This window comes from Pseudomonas sp. LTJR-52, from assembly GCF_003691465.1.
GTDB classification, from domain to species: domain Bacteria; phylum Pseudomonadota; class Gammaproteobacteria; order Pseudomonadales; family Pseudomonadaceae; genus Chryseomonas; species Chryseomonas luteola.
Genome location: NZ_CP033105.1, coordinates 3,840,844 through 3,857,121, shown reverse-complemented (window position 1 = coordinate 3,857,121; position 16,278 = coordinate 3,840,844). Strand labels below are relative to the sequence as shown.

15 protein-coding genes are annotated in these 16,278 nt (G+C 56.9%); 14 read left to right on the top strand and 1 reads right to left on the bottom strand.

What is annotated here, in order from left to right; all coding sequences use genetic code 11:
• Positions 1 to 255: 255 nt before the first annotated feature.
• The 8 genes from cpdA (at position 256) to EAW52_RS17970 (ending at position 8,895) form a co-directional block, all read left to right on the top strand.
• Positions 256 to 1,071 carry a 3',5'-cyclic-AMP phosphodiesterase gene (gene cpdA / locus EAW52_RS18005; protein ID WP_122043435.1) on the top strand — a complete coding sequence of 272 codons (816 nt, stop codon included), beginning with the start codon at positions 256 to 258 and terminating at the stop codon, positions 1,069 to 1,071.
• 68 nt (positions 1,072 to 1,139) lie between these two features.
• Positions 1,140 to 1,748, top strand: coding sequence for a YqiA/YcfP family alpha/beta fold hydrolase (locus EAW52_RS18000; RefSeq protein ID WP_019364033.1), 609 nt, complete (start codon positions 1,140 to 1,142; stop codon positions 1,746 to 1,748).
• Between the two features lie 5 nt (positions 1,749 to 1,753).
• A complete protein-coding gene (parE, locus tag EAW52_RS17995) occupies positions 1,754 to 3,652 on the top strand; it encodes a DNA topoisomerase IV subunit B (protein WP_122043434.1) in 1,899 nt (632 codons plus the stop codon).
• Positions 3,649 to 4,638, top strand: coding sequence for an esterase-like activity of phytase family protein (locus EAW52_RS17990; protein ID WP_122043433.1), 990 nt, complete (start codon positions 3,649 to 3,651; stop codon positions 4,636 to 4,638). The genes parE and EAW52_RS17990 overlap by 4 nt, the downstream gene beginning before the upstream one ends.
• On the top strand, positions 4,635 to 5,162 hold the full coding sequence (locus EAW52_RS17985) for a TIGR02281 family clan AA aspartic protease (protein ID WP_122043432.1): 528 nt from the start codon (positions 4,635 to 4,637) through the stop codon (positions 5,160 to 5,162). The genes EAW52_RS17990 and EAW52_RS17985 overlap by 4 nt, the downstream gene beginning before the upstream one ends.
• Positions 5,163 to 5,167: 5 nt before the next feature.
• Positions 5,168 to 7,420, top strand: a complete 2,253-nt coding sequence (gene parC, locus EAW52_RS17980) for a DNA topoisomerase IV subunit A (protein ID WP_122043431.1) — start codon at positions 5,168 to 5,170, stop codon at positions 7,418 to 7,420.
• Between the two features lie 104 nt (positions 7,421 to 7,524).
• The gene (locus tag EAW52_RS17975; protein WP_122043430.1) at positions 7,525 to 8,232 is read left to right on the top strand and encodes a membrane integrity-associated transporter subunit PqiC; all 708 of its coding nucleotides are present in this window, start codon (positions 7,525 to 7,527) and stop codon (positions 8,230 to 8,232) included.
• Positions 8,233 to 8,316: 84 nt separating this feature from the next.
• Positions 8,317 to 8,895 carry an LON peptidase substrate-binding domain-containing protein gene (locus tag EAW52_RS17970; RefSeq protein WP_122043429.1) on the top strand — a complete coding sequence of 193 codons (579 nt, stop codon included), beginning with the start codon at positions 8,317 to 8,319 and terminating at the stop codon, positions 8,893 to 8,895.
• Between the two features lie 9 nt (positions 8,896 to 8,904).
• Here EAW52_RS17970 and EAW52_RS17965 read toward each other — a convergent pair whose 3' ends face one another.
• Positions 8,905 to 10,227, bottom strand: a complete 1,323-nt coding sequence (locus EAW52_RS17965) for a bifunctional DedA family/phosphatase PAP2 family protein (RefSeq protein ID WP_122043428.1) — start codon at positions 10,225 to 10,227, stop codon at positions 8,905 to 8,907.
• A 241-nt stretch (positions 10,228 to 10,468) separates the two neighbouring features.
• Between EAW52_RS17965 and EAW52_RS17960 the strand changes: the two genes are divergently transcribed.
• The 6 genes from EAW52_RS17960 to rodA are packed head-to-tail and all read left to right on the top strand — an operon-like array spanning position 10,469 to position 16,270.
• Positions 10,469 to 11,728, top strand: a complete 1,260-nt coding sequence (locus tag EAW52_RS17960) for a glutamate-5-semialdehyde dehydrogenase (RefSeq protein WP_122043427.1) — start codon at positions 10,469 to 10,471, stop codon at positions 11,726 to 11,728.
• Positions 11,728 to 12,372 carry a nicotinate-nucleotide adenylyltransferase gene (nadD, locus tag EAW52_RS17955; RefSeq protein WP_122043426.1) on the top strand — a complete coding sequence of 215 codons (645 nt, stop codon included), beginning with the start codon at positions 11,728 to 11,730 and terminating at the stop codon, positions 12,370 to 12,372. Before EAW52_RS17960 ends, nadD begins: the two co-directional genes overlap by 1 nt.
• 21 nt (positions 12,373 to 12,393) lie before the next feature.
• Positions 12,394 to 12,744 carry a ribosome silencing factor gene (gene rsfS / locus EAW52_RS17950; protein WP_010797093.1) on the top strand — a complete coding sequence of 117 codons (351 nt, stop codon included), beginning with the start codon at positions 12,394 to 12,396 and terminating at the stop codon, positions 12,742 to 12,744.
• An 8-nt stretch (positions 12,745 to 12,752) separates the two neighbouring features.
• The gene (gene rlmH / locus EAW52_RS17945; RefSeq protein WP_010797094.1) at positions 12,753 to 13,220 is read left to right on the top strand and encodes a 23S rRNA (pseudouridine(1915)-N(3))-methyltransferase RlmH; all 468 of its coding nucleotides are present in this window, start codon (positions 12,753 to 12,755) and stop codon (positions 13,218 to 13,220) included.
• Between the two features lie 18 nt (positions 13,221 to 13,238).
• Positions 13,239 to 15,128, top strand: coding sequence for a penicillin-binding protein 2 (gene mrdA / locus EAW52_RS17940; protein WP_122043425.1), 1,890 nt, complete (start codon positions 13,239 to 13,241; stop codon positions 15,126 to 15,128).
• 38 nt (positions 15,129 to 15,166) lie between these two features.
• Positions 15,167 to 16,270: a rod shape-determining protein RodA gene (gene rodA, locus EAW52_RS17935; protein WP_019364043.1), complete on the top strand. Its 1,104-nt coding sequence runs from the start codon at positions 15,167 to 15,169 to the stop codon at positions 16,268 to 16,270.
• Positions 16,271 to 16,278 lie beyond the last annotated feature (8 nt).

Below are 16,278 nucleotides of genomic sequence, written 5' to 3'. Positions count from 1 at the left end.
TGTCTCGCCGCCATAGAAACTCCCAGCCACGGATCGATACGCGAATAATGGCTTTGTGCTAGCATTTAATTTGATGCTGCTACCGTCGCCTGCTGCCGTAAAACGACCTTTTGTCGCTGCGTGATGTAATAGCTTGTCAAACAGGGGTCGGCATACAGTTCATCGGTTACAAGTGTGAACTGTGCACCATCTGTTAGGTGCGCTTACATGCACTCTCTACACTTTGATTTGTTGTAGACGCCGCGATTCAAGGAGATGGCTTTGGCTACGTCGCCAGATTTCCTCGCTGCACCGCTTGTGGTCCAGCTTACCGATAGTCACCTGTTTTCCTCTCCCGAGGGGCGCCTGTTGGGGTTGGATACCCGCTATAGCCTGGAACAGGTTGTAGAGCGCGTACGAGCCGAGCAGCCGACGATAGACCTGATACTGGCCAGCGGAGACCTGGCACAGGAAAGTACGCCCGAGGCCTACCAGTCCTTCAAGGAGCTTACGGCCTGCCTTGATGCGCCTGCCCGCTGGTTGCCGGGCAACCATGACAAGGTCAAGGTGATGCAGACCTTCTGTGCCGGAACAGACCTCATGGACCCCGTGCTCGATATGGGGCAGTGGCGGCTGATCATGCTGGATTCGACCATTAATGGTGCTGTGCCCGGGCGGTTCGACCAGGAGCAGCTGGAGCTGCTCGAAAAGGCATTGAGCGAAGCACCGGATCGACACGTGCTGGTGTCTTTCCATCACCACCCTGTTCAGGTGGGCTGCCAGTGGATGGAGCCGTTAGGGATTCTCAATCCTGAGGCGCTTTTTGAAGTGCTGGATCGGTATTCGCAGGTGCGCGTCATTCTCTGGGGCCATATCCATCAGGAATTCGATCAGATACGTAACGGCGTACGCCTGTTGGCATCACCGTCAACAGGGCTGCAGTTCGAGCCGAACAGCGTTGATTTCAAAGTGGGCATGCAAGCCCCAGGCTACCGCTGGCTCAGGCTATTACCGGACGGTGCGATCGAAACCGGTATCTCGCGGGTAGAAGGGGTGGATTTCAATGTGGATTTTCAGGGCAGTGGTTATTAGCCGATAGGCCTTCAAGAAGAGCCAAAAAAAGGTTAATATAGCACTGGTTATTTATACAGGATTAACCGGTGCCTTCTGTACTGTATATCCACGGCTTTAATAGCTCGTCGGCTTCCCTCAAAGCCCGCCAGCTCCATGCCTGCATGCAGCGGCTCGGCCTGCAGGGGTGCGTTCGCGTGCCTGATCTTCATTATGACCCTGTCATTGCCATGTCTCAGCTTGAGACATCTTTGGCTGCTTTGGGCCAGCCTTTACTGGTCGGCAGTTCATTAGGCGGCTACTATGCCACCGTTCTTGCCGAGCGTTATGGCCTGAAGGCCCTACTGGTTAATCCGGCAGTGCGCCCCTGGCGTTTGATCGATGCTTATAGGGGGCCGCAGAAAAACTACTACAGCGGTGAGGAGTGGGTATTAACGGACGCTCACGTTGACGCGCTGGCGGCGCTCGATGTGGGCGCGCCTCAGGATCCTTCCCGCTACCAGGTGTGGCTGCAGACGGCTGACGAGACGCTCGACTATCGCGACGCCCAGGCGCTTTATCAAGGATGTGCATTGCGCATCGAAGCGGGTGGAGACCATGGTTTCCAGAACTTCGCTGAAAAGCTGCCTTCGCTATTGTCCTTTGCCGGTTTCTCGCCTGTCTTGTGGCATGGCATCGATTTTTCGACTTTCAAATAGAGATTATGGCCCAGCAAAACGCCTATACCGCAGAAGCTATCGAGGTCCTGTCCGGACTGGATCCGGTGCGCAAGCGCCCGGGCATGTACACCGACACGACTCGTCCCAATCACCTGGCGCAGGAAGTGATTGATAACAGTGTCGACGAGGCGCTGGCCGGTCATGCCCGTAGTGTGCAGGTCATCCTTCATGAGGATAACTCTCTGGAAGTGCTCGACGACGGCCGTGGTATGCCGGTCGACATCCATCCGGAAGAAGGCGTATCAGGCGTCGAATTGATCCTGACCAAGCTGCACGCCGGCGGTAAGTTTTCCAACAAGAACTACCAGTTCTCCGGTGGCTTGCACGGGGTGGGTATTTCTGTAGTGAATGCGCTGTCTACCCGTGTCGAGATCAAGGTCAAGCGTGATGGCAGCGAATATGCCATGGCATTTGCCGATGGTTTCAAGGCGAGTGAGTTGGCCGTAGTGGGCAGTGTCGGCAAGCGCAACACCGGCACGAGTGTTCATTTCTGGCCGGACCCTAAATACTTCGACTCGCCAAAGTTTTCTGTCAGCCGGTTGAAGCATATTCTCAAGGCAAAGGCCGTTCTCTGCCCTGGCCTTGCGGTCAGTTTCGAGGACAAGGCCAGCGGTGAGCGCATCGAGTGGCATTATGAAGATGGCCTGCGCTCCTATCTGGTTGATGCGGTAGGTGACGCCTTACGCCTGCCGGAGGCTCCGTTCTTCGGCAGCCTGGCGTCAGACAAGGAAGCCGTCGACTGGGCACTCTTGTGGCTGCCTGAAGGCGGCGAGTCGGTTCAGGAAAGCTACGTCAACCTGATTCCTACTGCCCAGGGCGGAACGCACGTCAATGGTCTGCGCCAGGGGTTACTCGATGCCATTCGTGAGTTCTGCGAGTTTCGCAATCTCTTGCCTCGTGGTCTCAAGCTTGCGCCCGAGGATATCTGGGAGCGCATCGCCTTCGTCCTGTCGATGAAGATGCAGGAGCCTCAGTTCTCTGGCCAGACCAAGGAGCGTCTCTCCTCGCGTGAGGCTTCAGCGTTCGTCTCGGGTGTCGTTAAGGATGCCTTCAGCCTTTGGCTTAATGCCAACCCAGAGCTGGGGCTGCAAGTGGCAGAACTGGCCATCAATAATGCCGGGCGTCGCCTGAAGGCTGGCAAGAAGGTTGAGCGTAAGAAGATCACTCAAGGCCCCGCGCTGCCCGGTAAGCTCGCGGACTGCGTAGGGCAGGAGCCGCTGCGCTGTGAGCTGTTCCTGGTTGAAGGGGACTCAGCAGGCGGTAGCGCCAAGCAGGCTCGCAATAAGGAGTTTCAGGCGATCATGCCGTTGCGCGGCAAGATCCTGAACACCTGGGAAGTCGACGGTGGTGAGGTTCTGGGTAGCCAGGAGGTTCATGACATCGCGGTTGCGATTGGCGTGGACCCCGGTGCAGCGGACCTTTCCCAGCTACGGTACGGCAAAATATGCATCCTGGCGGATGCCGACTCTGACGGTCTGCATATCGCCACGCTGCTGTGTGCACTGTTTGTGCGCCACTTCCGACCGTTGGTGGAGGCCGGGCATGTCTATGTCGCCATGCCTCCCCTGTATCGGATTGACCTGGGTAAGGAGATCTACTATGCGCTGGATGAGGCCGAGCGAGACGGTATCCTTGATCGCTTTGCGGCCGAGAAGAAGCGTGGCAAGCCACAGGTGACCCGATTCAAAGGGCTGGGTGAGATGAACCCGCTTCAGTTGCGTGAGACCACGATGGATCCCAATACACGACGGCTGGTGCAGCTTACCCTGGAGGACACCCCTGGGACGCTCGAAATCATGGATATGCTGTTGGCAAAAAAACGCTCTGGGGATCGCAAAAGCTGGCTGGAGAGCAAGGGGAACCTGGCTGAGGTGCTTGTTTGAGTAAGCACTGGCGCCTGTGGGCTCTGTTAATACTGCTAGGTATCGGTCTGCAGCAGGCCAGGGCAGCGGAAGAGCTGCGCTTGGAAGCAGAATACCCTGTGGAAGGGATGCGAGGCGGCAATCTATCCGGCCTGGCACTGTGCAAGGGTGAGTTCTGGACGGTATCGGATCGCGATGATGATCAATATTATCGTCTGGACTCGAGCGGCGAGATCTGGAAGGCCGAAGCTCATCCGATTTCGGCAGGCCCTCCGCCTTCAGCAGGGCTGCCTTGGAACCTTCGCCTGTTTGTCCGCCTTGCAGAGTACAAGCGAGGCGGGACGGTCGATCTTGAGGGCATCACCTGTGATGAGGCGGGTAACCGTTATCTGGTCAGCGAAGGATACGCGGCAGTATTGCTCGATCCTGTGCAGGGTGGTCAGTCCTGGTTGAAGCTGCCTTGGAACCTGATGTCACAGGCAAACCGTCATGGTCTTCTTACACACTTCAATTCCATTTATGAAGGTATCTCTGTAAGCCCGGATGGCCAGCAGATCTGGCTGGCAGCAGAGCGGCAGCGCCGCGGAATCCTGACGCTGTTCAAGCATGGCGATAAGTGGGTCTGTCATGGTAGCTGCGTCATGTTTGCCGAGGGCGGGACCACACCGATTCCGCCTGCGCTGGGTAAACGCGGCCCGCTACCTGTCGACTTTTCCGACATGGTCTATTACCACGGAAAGCTCTTTACCCTGGAACGTGCGGCTCATCAACTCTGTCGTCGTAGCGCTGAGTCGGGTATTGCCGAACGCTGTTGGTCATTCGCTAAAACACTGCTGGCCCCTGTTCGGCATTACCGGCAGAACTGGGGATTGGCCGAGGCGCTATGGATAGACGAGCGAGGCGCCTGGATTGGCCTGGATACCGGTGATCTGGCGCGCGAGGATGGTGACAAGCGGCCTTACGTTCTGCAGTACGCTGCACCCGCCGCGGGCTGGGACGCACCGTGAGTCATCAGACGGCAGGCCAGCGTGCCGGACGCGTCATGCTCTTTCTTGCGTGGGGGGCAGGGCTATGGCTCTTGGCGCACTGGTTTGGCGGCCTTGAGCTGCAGCGGCAAAACCCTAATCAGGTGCCTGTTTCCCAGCACGGCGATGGCTATATCGAGGTTAGTCTGGCCGGTAATGGTGCAGGACACTTTCTGGCCAACGGATCGCTGAATGGCAAGGACGTCACCTTTGTAGTCGATACGGGCGCAACTGATGTTGCCCTGTCAGCTGAGCTGGCGGCCACGCTGAAACTGCCCCATGGCGGCCCTGTTCTGTTGAGCACAGCCAATGGTCGGGCCCAAGGCTGGCGTACCCGTATCAATGAGCTTCGATTGGGCGATATCGTGCTGCACGACGTACGTGCGCTGGTTGCGCCCAATATCGATGGTGATCAGGTGCTGCTTGGTATGAGCGCCCTGCGCCAACTTGAATTCACCCAGCGCGGCGGCACCTTGCTGCTGCGCCAGTATACGAAACAAGAGTAAACCGCATGAGCGACTCTCTCGATCTGAGTATGGACGGTGTAGAACGCCGTTCGCTGGCCGATTTTACCGAGCAGGCGTACCTGAATTATTCCATGTACGTCATTATGGACCGAGCCCTTCCTCATATCGGCGACGGTTTGAAGCCTGTGCAGCGGCGCATCATTTATGCGATGAGCGAGCTTGGCCTGAGCGCCGATGCCAAGCACAAAAAGTCAGCCCGTACCGTAGGCGATGTGCTGGGTAAGTACCATCCGCATGGCGATAGTGCCTGCTACGAGGCCATGGTGCTCATGGCGCAGCCATTCTCCTACCGGTATCCACTGGTTGATGGCCAAGGCAACTGGGGCGCCCCTGACGATCCCAAATCGTTTGCCGCCATGCGTTATACCGAGGCGCGGCTGTCCCGCTATTCCGAAGTCCTGTTAACTGAGCTGGGGCAGGGTACTGTGGATTGGGTGCCCAATTTCGACGGCACCATGGATGAGCCCGCGGTATTGCCTGCTCGGCTGCCCAATCTGTTGCTCAACGGCACGACCGGTATCGCCGTAGGGATGGCTACCGATATTCCTCCCCATAACCTTCGGGAGGTCGCCGCCGCGTGTATCCGTCTGCTGGATGAGCCGCAGTCAACGGTTACTCAGTTGACCGAGCATGTGCCAGGTCCGGATTTTCCGACCGAGGCAGAGATCGTCACCCCACGTGCGGATCTTCTGAAGCTTTACGAGACAGGTCGCGGCTCCGTACGCATGCGTGCCGTATACCGCAAGGAAGATGGCGAGGTTGTCATCACAGCGCTGCCGCATCAGGTGTCGGGCGCCAAGGTGCTGGAGCAGATCGCTGCCCAGATGCAAGCCAAAAAGTTGCCGATGGTCGCTGACCTGCGTGACGAATCCGACCATGAAAACCCGACCCGTATTGTTGTCGTACCACGCTCCAATCGGGTCGACCTCGACGAGCTGATGCAGCATCTGTTTGCCACAACCGATCTGGAGTCCAGCTATCGCGTAAACCTCAACGTGATCGGGTTGGATGGCAAGCCGCAGGTCAAGAACCTTCGGCAGGTATTGGGTGAGTGGCTGACGTACCGTATCGGCACTGTACGCCGTCGCCTGCAGTTCCGTCTGGACAAGGTCGAGCGCCGCTTGCATCTGCTCGAAGGTTTGATGATCGCCTTCCTCAATCTGGACGAAGTGATTCATATCATCCGTACCGAGGAGCAGCCCAAGGCTGTGCTGATGGCTCGTTTCGGGTTGAGCGAGACCCAGGCTGACTACATCCTCGATACCCGGCTGCGTCAGCTGGCGCGCCTGGAAGAAATGAAGATCAAGAGCGAGCAGGACGAACTCCTCAAAGAGCAGAAGCGACTTCAAGGGCTATTGGGCAGCGACAAGAAGCTACGCAAGCTGGTGCGCGATGAGCTGATCCAGGATGCCGAGGCGTATGGCGATGAGCGGCGTTCGCCAATTGTCGAGCGTGCGGAAGCGCGCGCGTTGTCTGAAACCGAACTTATGCCTACTGAGCCGGTAACGGTTGTCCTGTCTGAAAAGGGATGGGTTCGCAGCGCCAAAGGGCACGACATCGATGCCACCGGCCTTTCCTACAAGGCGGGAGATGGATTCAAGGCCGCGGCGCCAGGGCGATCCAATCAGTTTGCCGTCTTTATCGACTCCACGGGGCGAAGCTATTCACTGGCTGCACATTCGCTGCCTTCTGCGCGGGGACAAGGTGAGCCCTTGACGGGGCGTCTTACGCCGCCGCCGGGCGCTACGTTCGAAACGGTACTTCTGCCGGATGACGGGCAGCTGTATGTCATGGCATCCGATGCAGGATATGGGTTCGTTGTCAAAGGTGAAGATCTGCAGGCAAAGAACAAGGCGGGCAAGGCCTTGATTAACTTGCCGGCGGGGGCGCAGGTCATGGTGCCTAAGGTGGTTCGCAATGCTGAGCAGGATCTGCTTGCAGCAGTTACGACTGAAGGGCGTCTGCTGGTCTTCAATGTGTCTGATCTGCCTCAGCTGGCCAAGGGTAAAGGCAACAAGATCATTGGGATTCCCGGTGATAAGGTCGCCAGTCGTGAAGAGTACATGGTGGGCTTTGCCATCGTACCGCCAGGTGGTCAGCTGGTGTTGCAGGCAGGCAAGCGGACCCTGTCCCTCAAGGGCGATGACCTTGAGCATTACAGAGGTGAGCGCGGGCGTCGCGGCAACAAACTGCCACGCGGTTTCCAGCGTGTTGATGCCTTGGATATCGAGATTTGATCGGATTGGCTGGAAGATGGCGTAAAATTCTAGGATGATTCGCCGTCTGTTTTCGTCCGACGTAATCGGTTTCAGCCAGGACGTGGCTCGACAGTAGGTACTCAATGAAGCGAACGTGTTTGATGGCATTGCTTGCAGCTACCATGACCTTGGGTCTGGGCGGCTGCGCTAGCCTATATCCGGCTCATTATTATCAGCTGGACAGCGGGACGGCTTCGGTTCCCAAGACCAGGGCCGGCACCGCCGTGCAAATTCGCAGCCTGAACATTGCCAATTATCTGCAGCACGACACCCTGCTGCAGCGGCACCCCGATGGTTCCTTATCGGACAGCAAGGCGCGCTGGGCAGGCTCTCTCACTGATGATATGCAGCATGTACTGCTCCGTCAGATGGCATGGCGTCTCAACAGTAACAGGGTCGTGATAGGAGATGCCCCCGAAGGGTACAAACCTGAGATCATGGTTGAACTGGAGATTTCTCGCCTGGACTCCGGCCCGAAGCAGTCTGCTGTGCTCGATGCACGCTGGTATCTGCTGGATAGTAATGAAAAGCTCAGGGGCAGTCGGATGGTTCACCTTGAGGAAAATCACAACGGAACCGAAGCAGATCAGGTCAGAGCCCAGAGCCTTCTGCTGCAGCAGCTGGCCAAGCAGCTATCCGGCGCGGTCACTGCGGCTGAGCAGGCTTCCAGGAAAGCCGCCAAGTCATCTTCCAGGCAGTCCAGGACACAAGTGGCTCAAGAAGTTGAGGCACCTGCAAAGCTTCCCAAGATCATTCCCATTCGTACGGGTGCGGAAGTTTATCGCTTCTAAATGTGACGTTTTTCGGGTCCGCCATTGCACGTGGCGGACTTAAAGTCGTCAATAGGCAATCCTGACGATAGATCGAGATGCCTTATGAAGCTTCCCTTGTTTCCCCTGTCGACCACGCTTTTTCCAGGCTGCCCCTTGGATCTGCAGCTGTTCGAGCCTCGCTACCTCGACATGATCAGTCGCTGTCTCAAGCAGAACATCGGTTTTGGTGTGGTGACTATCCTTGAAGGAGAGGAAGTGGGTGCTGCACCAACTCGTCTTGGAGGCTTCGGTTGTGAAGCGGTGGTCAGGGACTGGCAGCAGCAGTCCAATGGGTTGCTGGGCGTCAGGGTCGAGGGTGTACGGCGGTTTCGACTGTTGGATACCGAAGTTCAGGATGATCAGCTGACTATGGGTACGGTTGAGTGGCTGGACGAGCCGGTCGAGCGCCCTTTGAGCGATCAGCATGATGACTTGGCGGCCCTGTTGCAGGCATTGGCCGAGCATCCTATGGTGGCTGCGCTGGATCTGGATGGGACGGCCAGAGGGCAGTGCGAATTGGGTTACCGGCTAGGATACCTGCTGCCTTTTACGCCTGATCAGAAAAATGAGCTGCTTTCGCTCGACGATCCAGGTGAGCGCCTGGATCGCCTTCATGAACTGCTGTCCAGCCTGCAGGAGTGAGGTGGGCTATTACGTAGCAGGCATATAGCGTTCTATGGCAACCGGCAAGGCCCAGGCGGCTGCAAAGGTGAAGACCGCGAGTATGATTGGAATGAATATCCACCAGAAGCGAAGCGTCAGCGGCTGAAGCCTTGCCTGCCGTTGCATGACAGCCAGACTCAGGGCGCAGAAACTGCCCGCCAACAGTGCTCCTGCCAGGACATCGGTGGGCCAATGCACGCCCAGGTAGACACGCGTTGTGGCAATCGTGAGAGCGGGCAGGGCGGCTACGGCTAGCCATGTCAGTCTCACTCGCGGGGATTGGCCGCGCGAGACAAGAATACCCAGGGTCAGGAAGAAGGCAAACGATGCCGAGCTATGTCCGCTAGGCAAACTATAGGTTGTCAGTGGTTCGGCCAGGATGTCTGGACGCGCTCGCGCCAGCAGGTTTTTCAGTGTGCCGTTGGCTACCGCCGTTCCCAGCAATGAGCCCAGGGAAAAGAACATACCGCGCCACTGGCGCATCGCTCCCAGCAGCACGATCAGAATGATTGCCACGACCAATTGGGTTCGGAAGTCGCCCAGGCGGGTAATGATGACCGCAACACTGTTCAGGTAGGGCTGCCGGTGCTCCTGAACGAGGGTCATGATGCCTTCATCCAGCGAACGCAAATGCTGCCAGCCCAGTAACAAGGCAAGCAGAAGCACAAAGGTCAGCACAGCAATCATGAGGGTCGAGCCGCTGCGCTCGCGCAAGGTGGCATGCATGATGAATACAAGCAAAACGGCTGCACTGCCGGCTATGATTCCGGCTTGGGGCCAGAAGTCAGGCGGCAGAGGAAGGCGAAAGGCCGCACCGGTCATCCAGCCCGGGAGCAGGTATACAACCGACCAGCCTGCCGCGGCGATGAGGCTGACGACCGTAAAGCGGATGACAGGCATGTCCAGCATTCCGGCAATCATGGGCAGCATGGGCCTCAGCGGCCCAATGAAGCGGCCTATCAACAAGCTGGTAATGCCGTTGCGCTGGAAAAAGGTCTCCGCTGACGAAATCCATTCTGGATGGGTGCGCAGCCCTGGAAGGCTCCGGATATTCTGATGGAATCGTCTGCCCAGATAATACGAGGCGGCATCCCCCAGCAGACCACCCAGGTAGCCCAGGATAAGAGTCTCGCTAAGACCCAGCACACCGCTGCCTGCCAGTACGCTGATGCCAAACAGGGCAAAGGTGCCAGGCACCAGTAGGCCTGCCAGTGCGAGGCACTCGAGAAAGGCCGTGATGAATACGGCAGCTCCCAACCAATGGGGATGCGCACTTAACCAGGCATTCAGGTCGGCAAGAAAGGCTGTCATGAGAGAGAGGGTAGGTCCTTTGCTATAACGCGTTTTCGACTAATCTGGCGATGAGCGGTTCAGTAGGCGTTATGTGGAATAGGAACCGGTTCGCCGTCTCGATAATACCCAGGCGCTTCCGTTTCGGGTCCAGGGCTGAAGCGTTAAAGCTTTTCAATCTATGACGGCTGCATGTCATGACTGTCCGTCTTGGGTTTACCCCGGTATAATTGTTTAATTTTCAGCCAAACTCATTTTTGCCATGACCGAGTCCGTGCACGACTATATGACCCGCTTGGGCCGTGCGGCCCGTGAAGCTTCGCGCCTTTTGGCCAGAGCTTCGACTGCACAGAAGAACAATGCGCTTCTATCTGTTGCAGATGCGCTGGATCGTGCGCGACCGTTACTGGTTGAGGCCAATGAGAGAGATCTGGCTGCAGGTCGCGTAGCAGGACTCGACTCAGCACTGCTGGATCGTCTGGCGCTGACCCCAGCGCGTATCGATGGCATGATCGCTGGATTACGTCAGGTCGCCGCCTTGCCGGATCCTGTGGGTGCTATCCGTGATATGAGCTATCGCCCTTCAGGTATCCAGATCGGTAAGATGCGTGTCCCGTTGGGTGTCATTGGCATCATTTACGAGTCACGTCCCAATGTGACCATCGATGCGGCCAGCCTGTGTCTGAAGTCCGGTAACGCCACAATTCTGCGAGGTGGCTCCGAAGCCATTCACTCCAATCGGGCCATTGCGCTGTGCATCCAGGAAGGGCTTGCTTCGGCAGGACTGCCGGCAGCAGCGGTTCAGGTTGTCGAAACAACGGATCGTGCTGCGGTTGGTGCCCTGATCACCATGCCCGAATATGTAGATGTGATCGTTCCCCGGGGCGGTAAAGGGCTGATCGAGCGAATCAGTCAGGATGCTCGGGTTCCTGTGATCAAGCACCTGGATGGCATTTGCCATGTTTATGTGGACGAGCATGCCGATCTGGAAAAGGCGCATCGCATTGCACTCAATGCCAAGTGCTATCGCTATGGTATCTGCGGGGCGATGGAAACTCTTCTGGTGCAAGCCGCAGTTGCCAATGCCTTTTTGCCGAACATGGCTGCCTCGTTGCGGGAAAAGGGGGTGGAACTCAGGGGATGTGAGCGCACGCGTGATATCATCGATGCCGTTCCTGCCCATGATGCGGACTGGAGTACTGAATATCTGGCTCCTGTGCTGTCAATCAAGGTAGTGGCCGACATCGAAGAGGCTATTACACATATTAACCATTATGGCTCGCATCACACCGATGCCATTGTAACGGAGCACTTGGGTCGTTCGCGGCAGTTCCTGGCGGAAGTGGATTCAAGTTCCGTGATGGTCAATGCGCCCACATGCTTTGCCGACGGGTTTGAATATGGACTCGGCGCAGAAATCGGAATTTCGACCGACAAGCTGCATGCCCGCGGACCGGTAGGGCTGGAAGGTCTTACCAGCGAAAAGTATATCGTCCTTGGTGACGGGCAAGTTCGTTCTTGATGGTCACACGTATCGGATTGTTCGGCGGCACTTTCGATCCGATTCACATCGGCCATTTGCGCAGTGCGCTGGAAGTGGCCGAACAGCTCGGGCTTGATGAGTTGCGGCTGATTCCCGGGGCGCGTCCACCTCATCGTAACGCTCCGCAGGTTTCGGCTCAGCAGCGGTTGGAAATGGTCAGGTTGGCCGTTGAAGGTGTCGAGTATTTGCGTGTGGATGATATTGAGTTTCGACGTGAGCGCCCCTCCTATACGATCGAAACGCTTGAAGCGCTGCGCCGGGATATGGGGCCACATGTGCAGCTTTTACTGATGTTGGGCTGGGACGCCTTCTGTGGATTGCCAGGATGGCATCGATGGACTGAACTCCTGGATCATTGCCACATTCTGGTCCTGCAGCGTCCCGATGCGGACAGCGAGCCACCCCAGGCACTCTGTGATCTGATCGCTGCGCGTACGCAGTCCGACCCGCAGGCGCTTTCTGGTCCAGCGGGGCAGATCACCTACATCTGGCAGACGCCCCTGGCGGTATCTGCCACTCAAATACGGGGCCTGCTTGCTGCAGGAAAGTCGGTACGTTTCCTCGTGCCAGACGCGGTAATGAACTATATCGAAACGTACGGCCTGTACCGTGCTACGACTTGAATATGAGGTTTATACGTAGTTATGCAAAGTGAACAACTCGTTCAGCTCGCGGTTGACGCGCTGGAAGACATGAAAGCCCAAGACATTACCGTGCTGGATGTGCGCGACAAGACCAGCGTCACAGATGTCATGGTTATTGCCAGCGGCACCTCGAGCCGTCATGTGAAATCACTGGCGGATAACGTTGTGGAAAAGGTCAAGAAGAACGGCGTCCAGCCCTTAGGTAGTGAAGGGTTGGAAGCAGGTGAATGGGCACTGCTGGATTTGGGTGACGTTGTGGTGCACGTCATGTTGCCGGCTACCCGTGAATTTTATGATCTGGAGCGCCTCTGGCGCGGTGCAGAGCAAAGTCGCGCAGCCCATGGCGAGTAAGTGATACCGTGCGTGTGCGATTGATTGCTGTCGGCTCGCGCATGCCGCGTTGGGTCGAAGAAGGCTGGCAAGAGTACGTCAAACGTCTCCCGCCTGAACTGCCTCTGGAACTGGTGGAAATTCCACTTAATACCCGAGGCAAGAATGCTGATGTGGCCAGACTTATCCGTCAGGAAGGTGAAGCCATGTTGGCAAAGGTTCAGCCTGGAGAGCGTATAGTAACGCTGGAGGTGGGCGGTCGACCGTGGAGCACGGAGCAACTGGCCGAAACACTTTCCCGCTGGCGACTTGATGCCCGTAACGTCAATCTCATGGTCGGTGGCCCGGAAGGGCTCGCGCCGGAGGTCATGGCGCGCAGTGAGCAGCGTTGGTCATTGTCACCCTTGACCTTGCCTCACCCGCTTGTACGTATTCTGGTCGGCGAGCAGATTTATCGAGCCTGGACGCTTTTGGCTGGGCACCCTTACCACAAGTAATCTCGTTTCCACTCGTCGATGCCGCAACCGATTCGTCTCAAGGACCACGAAAAAGACGCTCGCCAGGTCCGTTCGCGCGTGTTCATCGGCATGGCCGTGATTGCGTTTTTGTCGTGCCTGCTGGTAGCGCGTATGTACTACCTGCAGGTTATGCAGTACGACTATCACTCTACGCTTTCTGAAAACAACCGCGTACACGTACAGCCGATTCCGCCGACGCGGGGGCTGATCTATGACCGAAACGGGGTCATTCTGGCGGATAACAGGCCCAGCTTTAGCCTGACCGTGACACGTGAGCGGGCAGGTGACTGGAAGAAGACCCTCGACACGGTTGTTGAGGTGCTGGGGCTGCAACCCGAGGACAAGGAGCTTTTCGAAAAGCGAATGAAGCAGGGGCGGCGGCCTTTCGAGCCGGTTCCCATCCTGTTTGAGCTGACTGAAGACCAGATTGCCCGTATTGCAGTCAACCAGTTCAGATTACCGGGCGTCGATGTCGCTGCCCAATTGGTACGGCATTATCCTCTGGGTGAGCACTTTGCGCATTCGGTTGGATACGTCGGCCGTATCAACGAGCAAGAGCTGAAAAAGCTGGATCCGGTCAACTACAGCGGTACCCACCATATCGGCAAGACCGGCATCGAACGGTTCTATGAAAGCGAGCTTCATGGACAGGTAGGGTATGAAGAAGTCGAAACCAATGCGCGGGGGCGGGTGCTGCGTGTTCTGAATCGTACCGATCCAAAGCCTGGAAAGGATATCGTTCTGACGTTGGATGCCAACTTGCAGGCCGCTGCGGAGAAGGCTCTGGGAGGACGACGTGGAGCCATTGTCGCTATCCAGCCACGTACTGGGGAAGTGCTGGCCATGGTCAGTCAGCCCAGCTATGACCCCAATCTGTTCGTGGCCGGCATCAGTTTCAAGGACTATGCAGAGCTTCGCGACTCCATTGACCGTCCACTGTATAACCGTGTCTTGCGCGGTTTATACCCGCCAGGCTCCACCATCAAGCCTGCTGTAGCACTGTCTGGGTTGGATGCCGGTGTGGTGACACCCAGTACCCGAGTATTTGACCCGGGCTATTACCAGCTGCCCAATTACGATCACAAATATCGCAACTGGAACCACAGTGGTGATGGATGGGTGGATCTGGAAACCGCCATCATGCGTTCCAATGACACCTATTTCTATGATCTTGCCCACAAGATCGGCATTGATCGGCTGCATGATTACCTGAGCCGTTTTGGCGTTGGGCAGCGGGTCTCGCTGGATATGTTCGAGGAGGCCTCGGGCCTGATGCCCTCTCGAGAGTGGAAACGTGTCACGCGCCGTCAGGTGTGGTTCCCCGGGGAGACGCTGATCCTGGGAATTGGCCAGGGTTATATGCAGACAACGCCTTTGCAATTGGCTCAGGTCACCAGCCTCATTGCCACCCATGGTAAGTGGATTCGCCCGCATTTGGCCAAGACCATTGAGAATCAAAAGCCCGTTGATCCAAACCCGATGCCGGATATCCTGCTCAAGGATCCTGCGAATTGGGAGCGCGTCACTCAGGGCATGGAGGCGGTAGTTCATGCCGCACGTGGTACGGCGCACAAGATGGGCGCTACTGCCGCTTACAGAATTGCAGGCAAGAGCGGTACTGCACAGGTGGTCGCGATTCGCCAGAACGAGCGTTACAACTCCGCCGCGCTCAAGGAACGCCACCGTGACCATGCGCTGTTCGTAGGGTTTGCGCCAGCTGACAACCCTCAGATAGCCATCTCCGTCATGGTTGAAAACGGAGAATCGGGCAGCGGGATTGCTGCTCCAGTGCTTAAGGAAGTGGCTGATGCCTGGCTGCTGGATGAAAACGGTAAGCTCAAGGCTGAATACGCCAGACCGGTTGTTGCGGAGTCAACCAAGCCATGAACACTAACTTCGACCGGACGATACCCGAAGGCGACGTCATGCGCCGCCGCTCCACCCTGCTGCAGCGGATGCACATTGATGGCCCATTGCTGTTGATATTGCTCATGCTCGGGGCTGTCGGCCTGTTTGTACTCTACTCAGCAAGCGGTAAAAGCTGGGACTTGGTGATCAAACAGGGCACATCGTTCGGGCTGGGTCTGGTGGCCATGATCGTGATTGCACAATTCGAGCCCCGCTTTATGGCTCGCTGGGTGCCGCTGGGTTATCTCATTGGGGTGGCACTGCTGGTGGTCGTGGATGTCATGGGCCATAACGCCATGGGGGCTACCCGCTGGATCAATATTCCGGGAGTCATACGTTTTCAGCCATCCGAATTCATGAAGCTGCTCATGCCCATGATGGTGGCCTGGTATCTGTCCAAGCGCAGCCTTCCTCCCAGCTTCAAGCATATTGTTGTCAGCCTGATCACAATCGGCATCCCCTTTGTGTTGATCCTTGATCAACCGGACCTTGGGACCGCCATGCTCATTCTCGCTTCGGGTGGCTTCGTCCTGTTCGTCGGAGGTATGCAGTGGCGCTGGCTTATCGGTGCAGTGGCGGCGGCGGCACCGGTTGCGGTAGCCATGTGGTTTTTCGTCATGCACGATTATCAGAAGCGGCGAGTACTAACGTTTTTGGATCCTGAAATGGACCCCCTAGGGTCTGGATGGAACATCATTCAGTCGAAAGCGGCCATTGGATCAGGTGGCGTATTTGGCAAAGGTTGGCTTCTGGGAACGCAATCTCATCTGGATTTTTTGCCCGAAAGCCATACGGACTTTATCATTGCCGTCCTCGGAGAAGAGTTCGGCATGGTCGGCGTATGTCTGCTGCTGTGCTTGTATTTGCTGCTGATAGGGCGAGGGCTGACGATTACCATCCAGGCGCAAACATTGTTTGGCAAGCTATTGGCTGGTAGCGTGACGATGACATTTTTCGTTTATGTCTTCGTTAATATTGGCATGGTCAGCGGTTTGCTGCCCGTGGTTGGAGTGCCGTTACCGTTTATCAGCTATGGCGGTACGTCCGTTGTGACGTTGCTGTGCGGTTTTGGAGTTTTGATGGCGATCCACACACATCGGAAGTGGATCGCCCAATCGTGATTTAAGTG

Excerpts from the sequence above, each read along its gene's own strand:
- EAW52_RS17965 (WP_122043428.1), bottom strand. The coding sequence starts at position 10,227 with ATGACAGCCTTTCTTGCCGACCTGAATGCCTGGTTAAGTGCGCATCCC.
- rsfS (WP_010797093.1), top strand. The coding sequence starts at position 12,394 with ATGCAAAGTGAACAACTCGTTCAGCTCGCGGTTGACGCGCTGGAAGAC.
- mrdA (WP_122043425.1), top strand. The coding sequence starts at position 13,239 with ATGCCGCAACCGATTCGTCTCAAGGACCACGAAAAAGACGCTCGCCAG.
- rodA (WP_019364043.1), top strand. The coding sequence starts at position 15,167 with ATGCGCCGCCGCTCCACCCTGCTGCAGCGGATGCACATTGATGGCCCA.
- EAW52_RS17975 (WP_122043430.1), top strand. The coding sequence starts at position 7,525 with ATGAAGCGAACGTGTTTGATGGCATTGCTTGCAGCTACCATGACCTTG.
- EAW52_RS17970 (WP_122043429.1), top strand. The coding sequence starts at position 8,317 with ATGAAGCTTCCCTTGTTTCCCCTGTCGACCACGCTTTTTCCAGGCTGC.
- parC (WP_122043431.1), top strand. The coding sequence starts at position 5,168 with ATGAGCGACTCTCTCGATCTGAGTATGGACGGTGTAGAACGCCGTTCG.
- EAW52_RS17960 (WP_122043427.1), top strand. The coding sequence starts at position 10,469 with ATGACCGAGTCCGTGCACGACTATATGACCCGCTTGGGCCGTGCGGCC.
- nadD (WP_122043426.1), top strand. The coding sequence starts at position 11,728 with ATGGTCACACGTATCGGATTGTTCGGCGGCACTTTCGATCCGATTCAC.
- cpdA (WP_122043435.1), top strand. The coding sequence starts at position 256 with ATGGCTTTGGCTACGTCGCCAGATTTCCTCGCTGCACCGCTTGTGGTC.
- parE (WP_122043434.1), top strand. The coding sequence starts at position 1,754 with ATGGCCCAGCAAAACGCCTATACCGCAGAAGCTATCGAGGTCCTGTCC.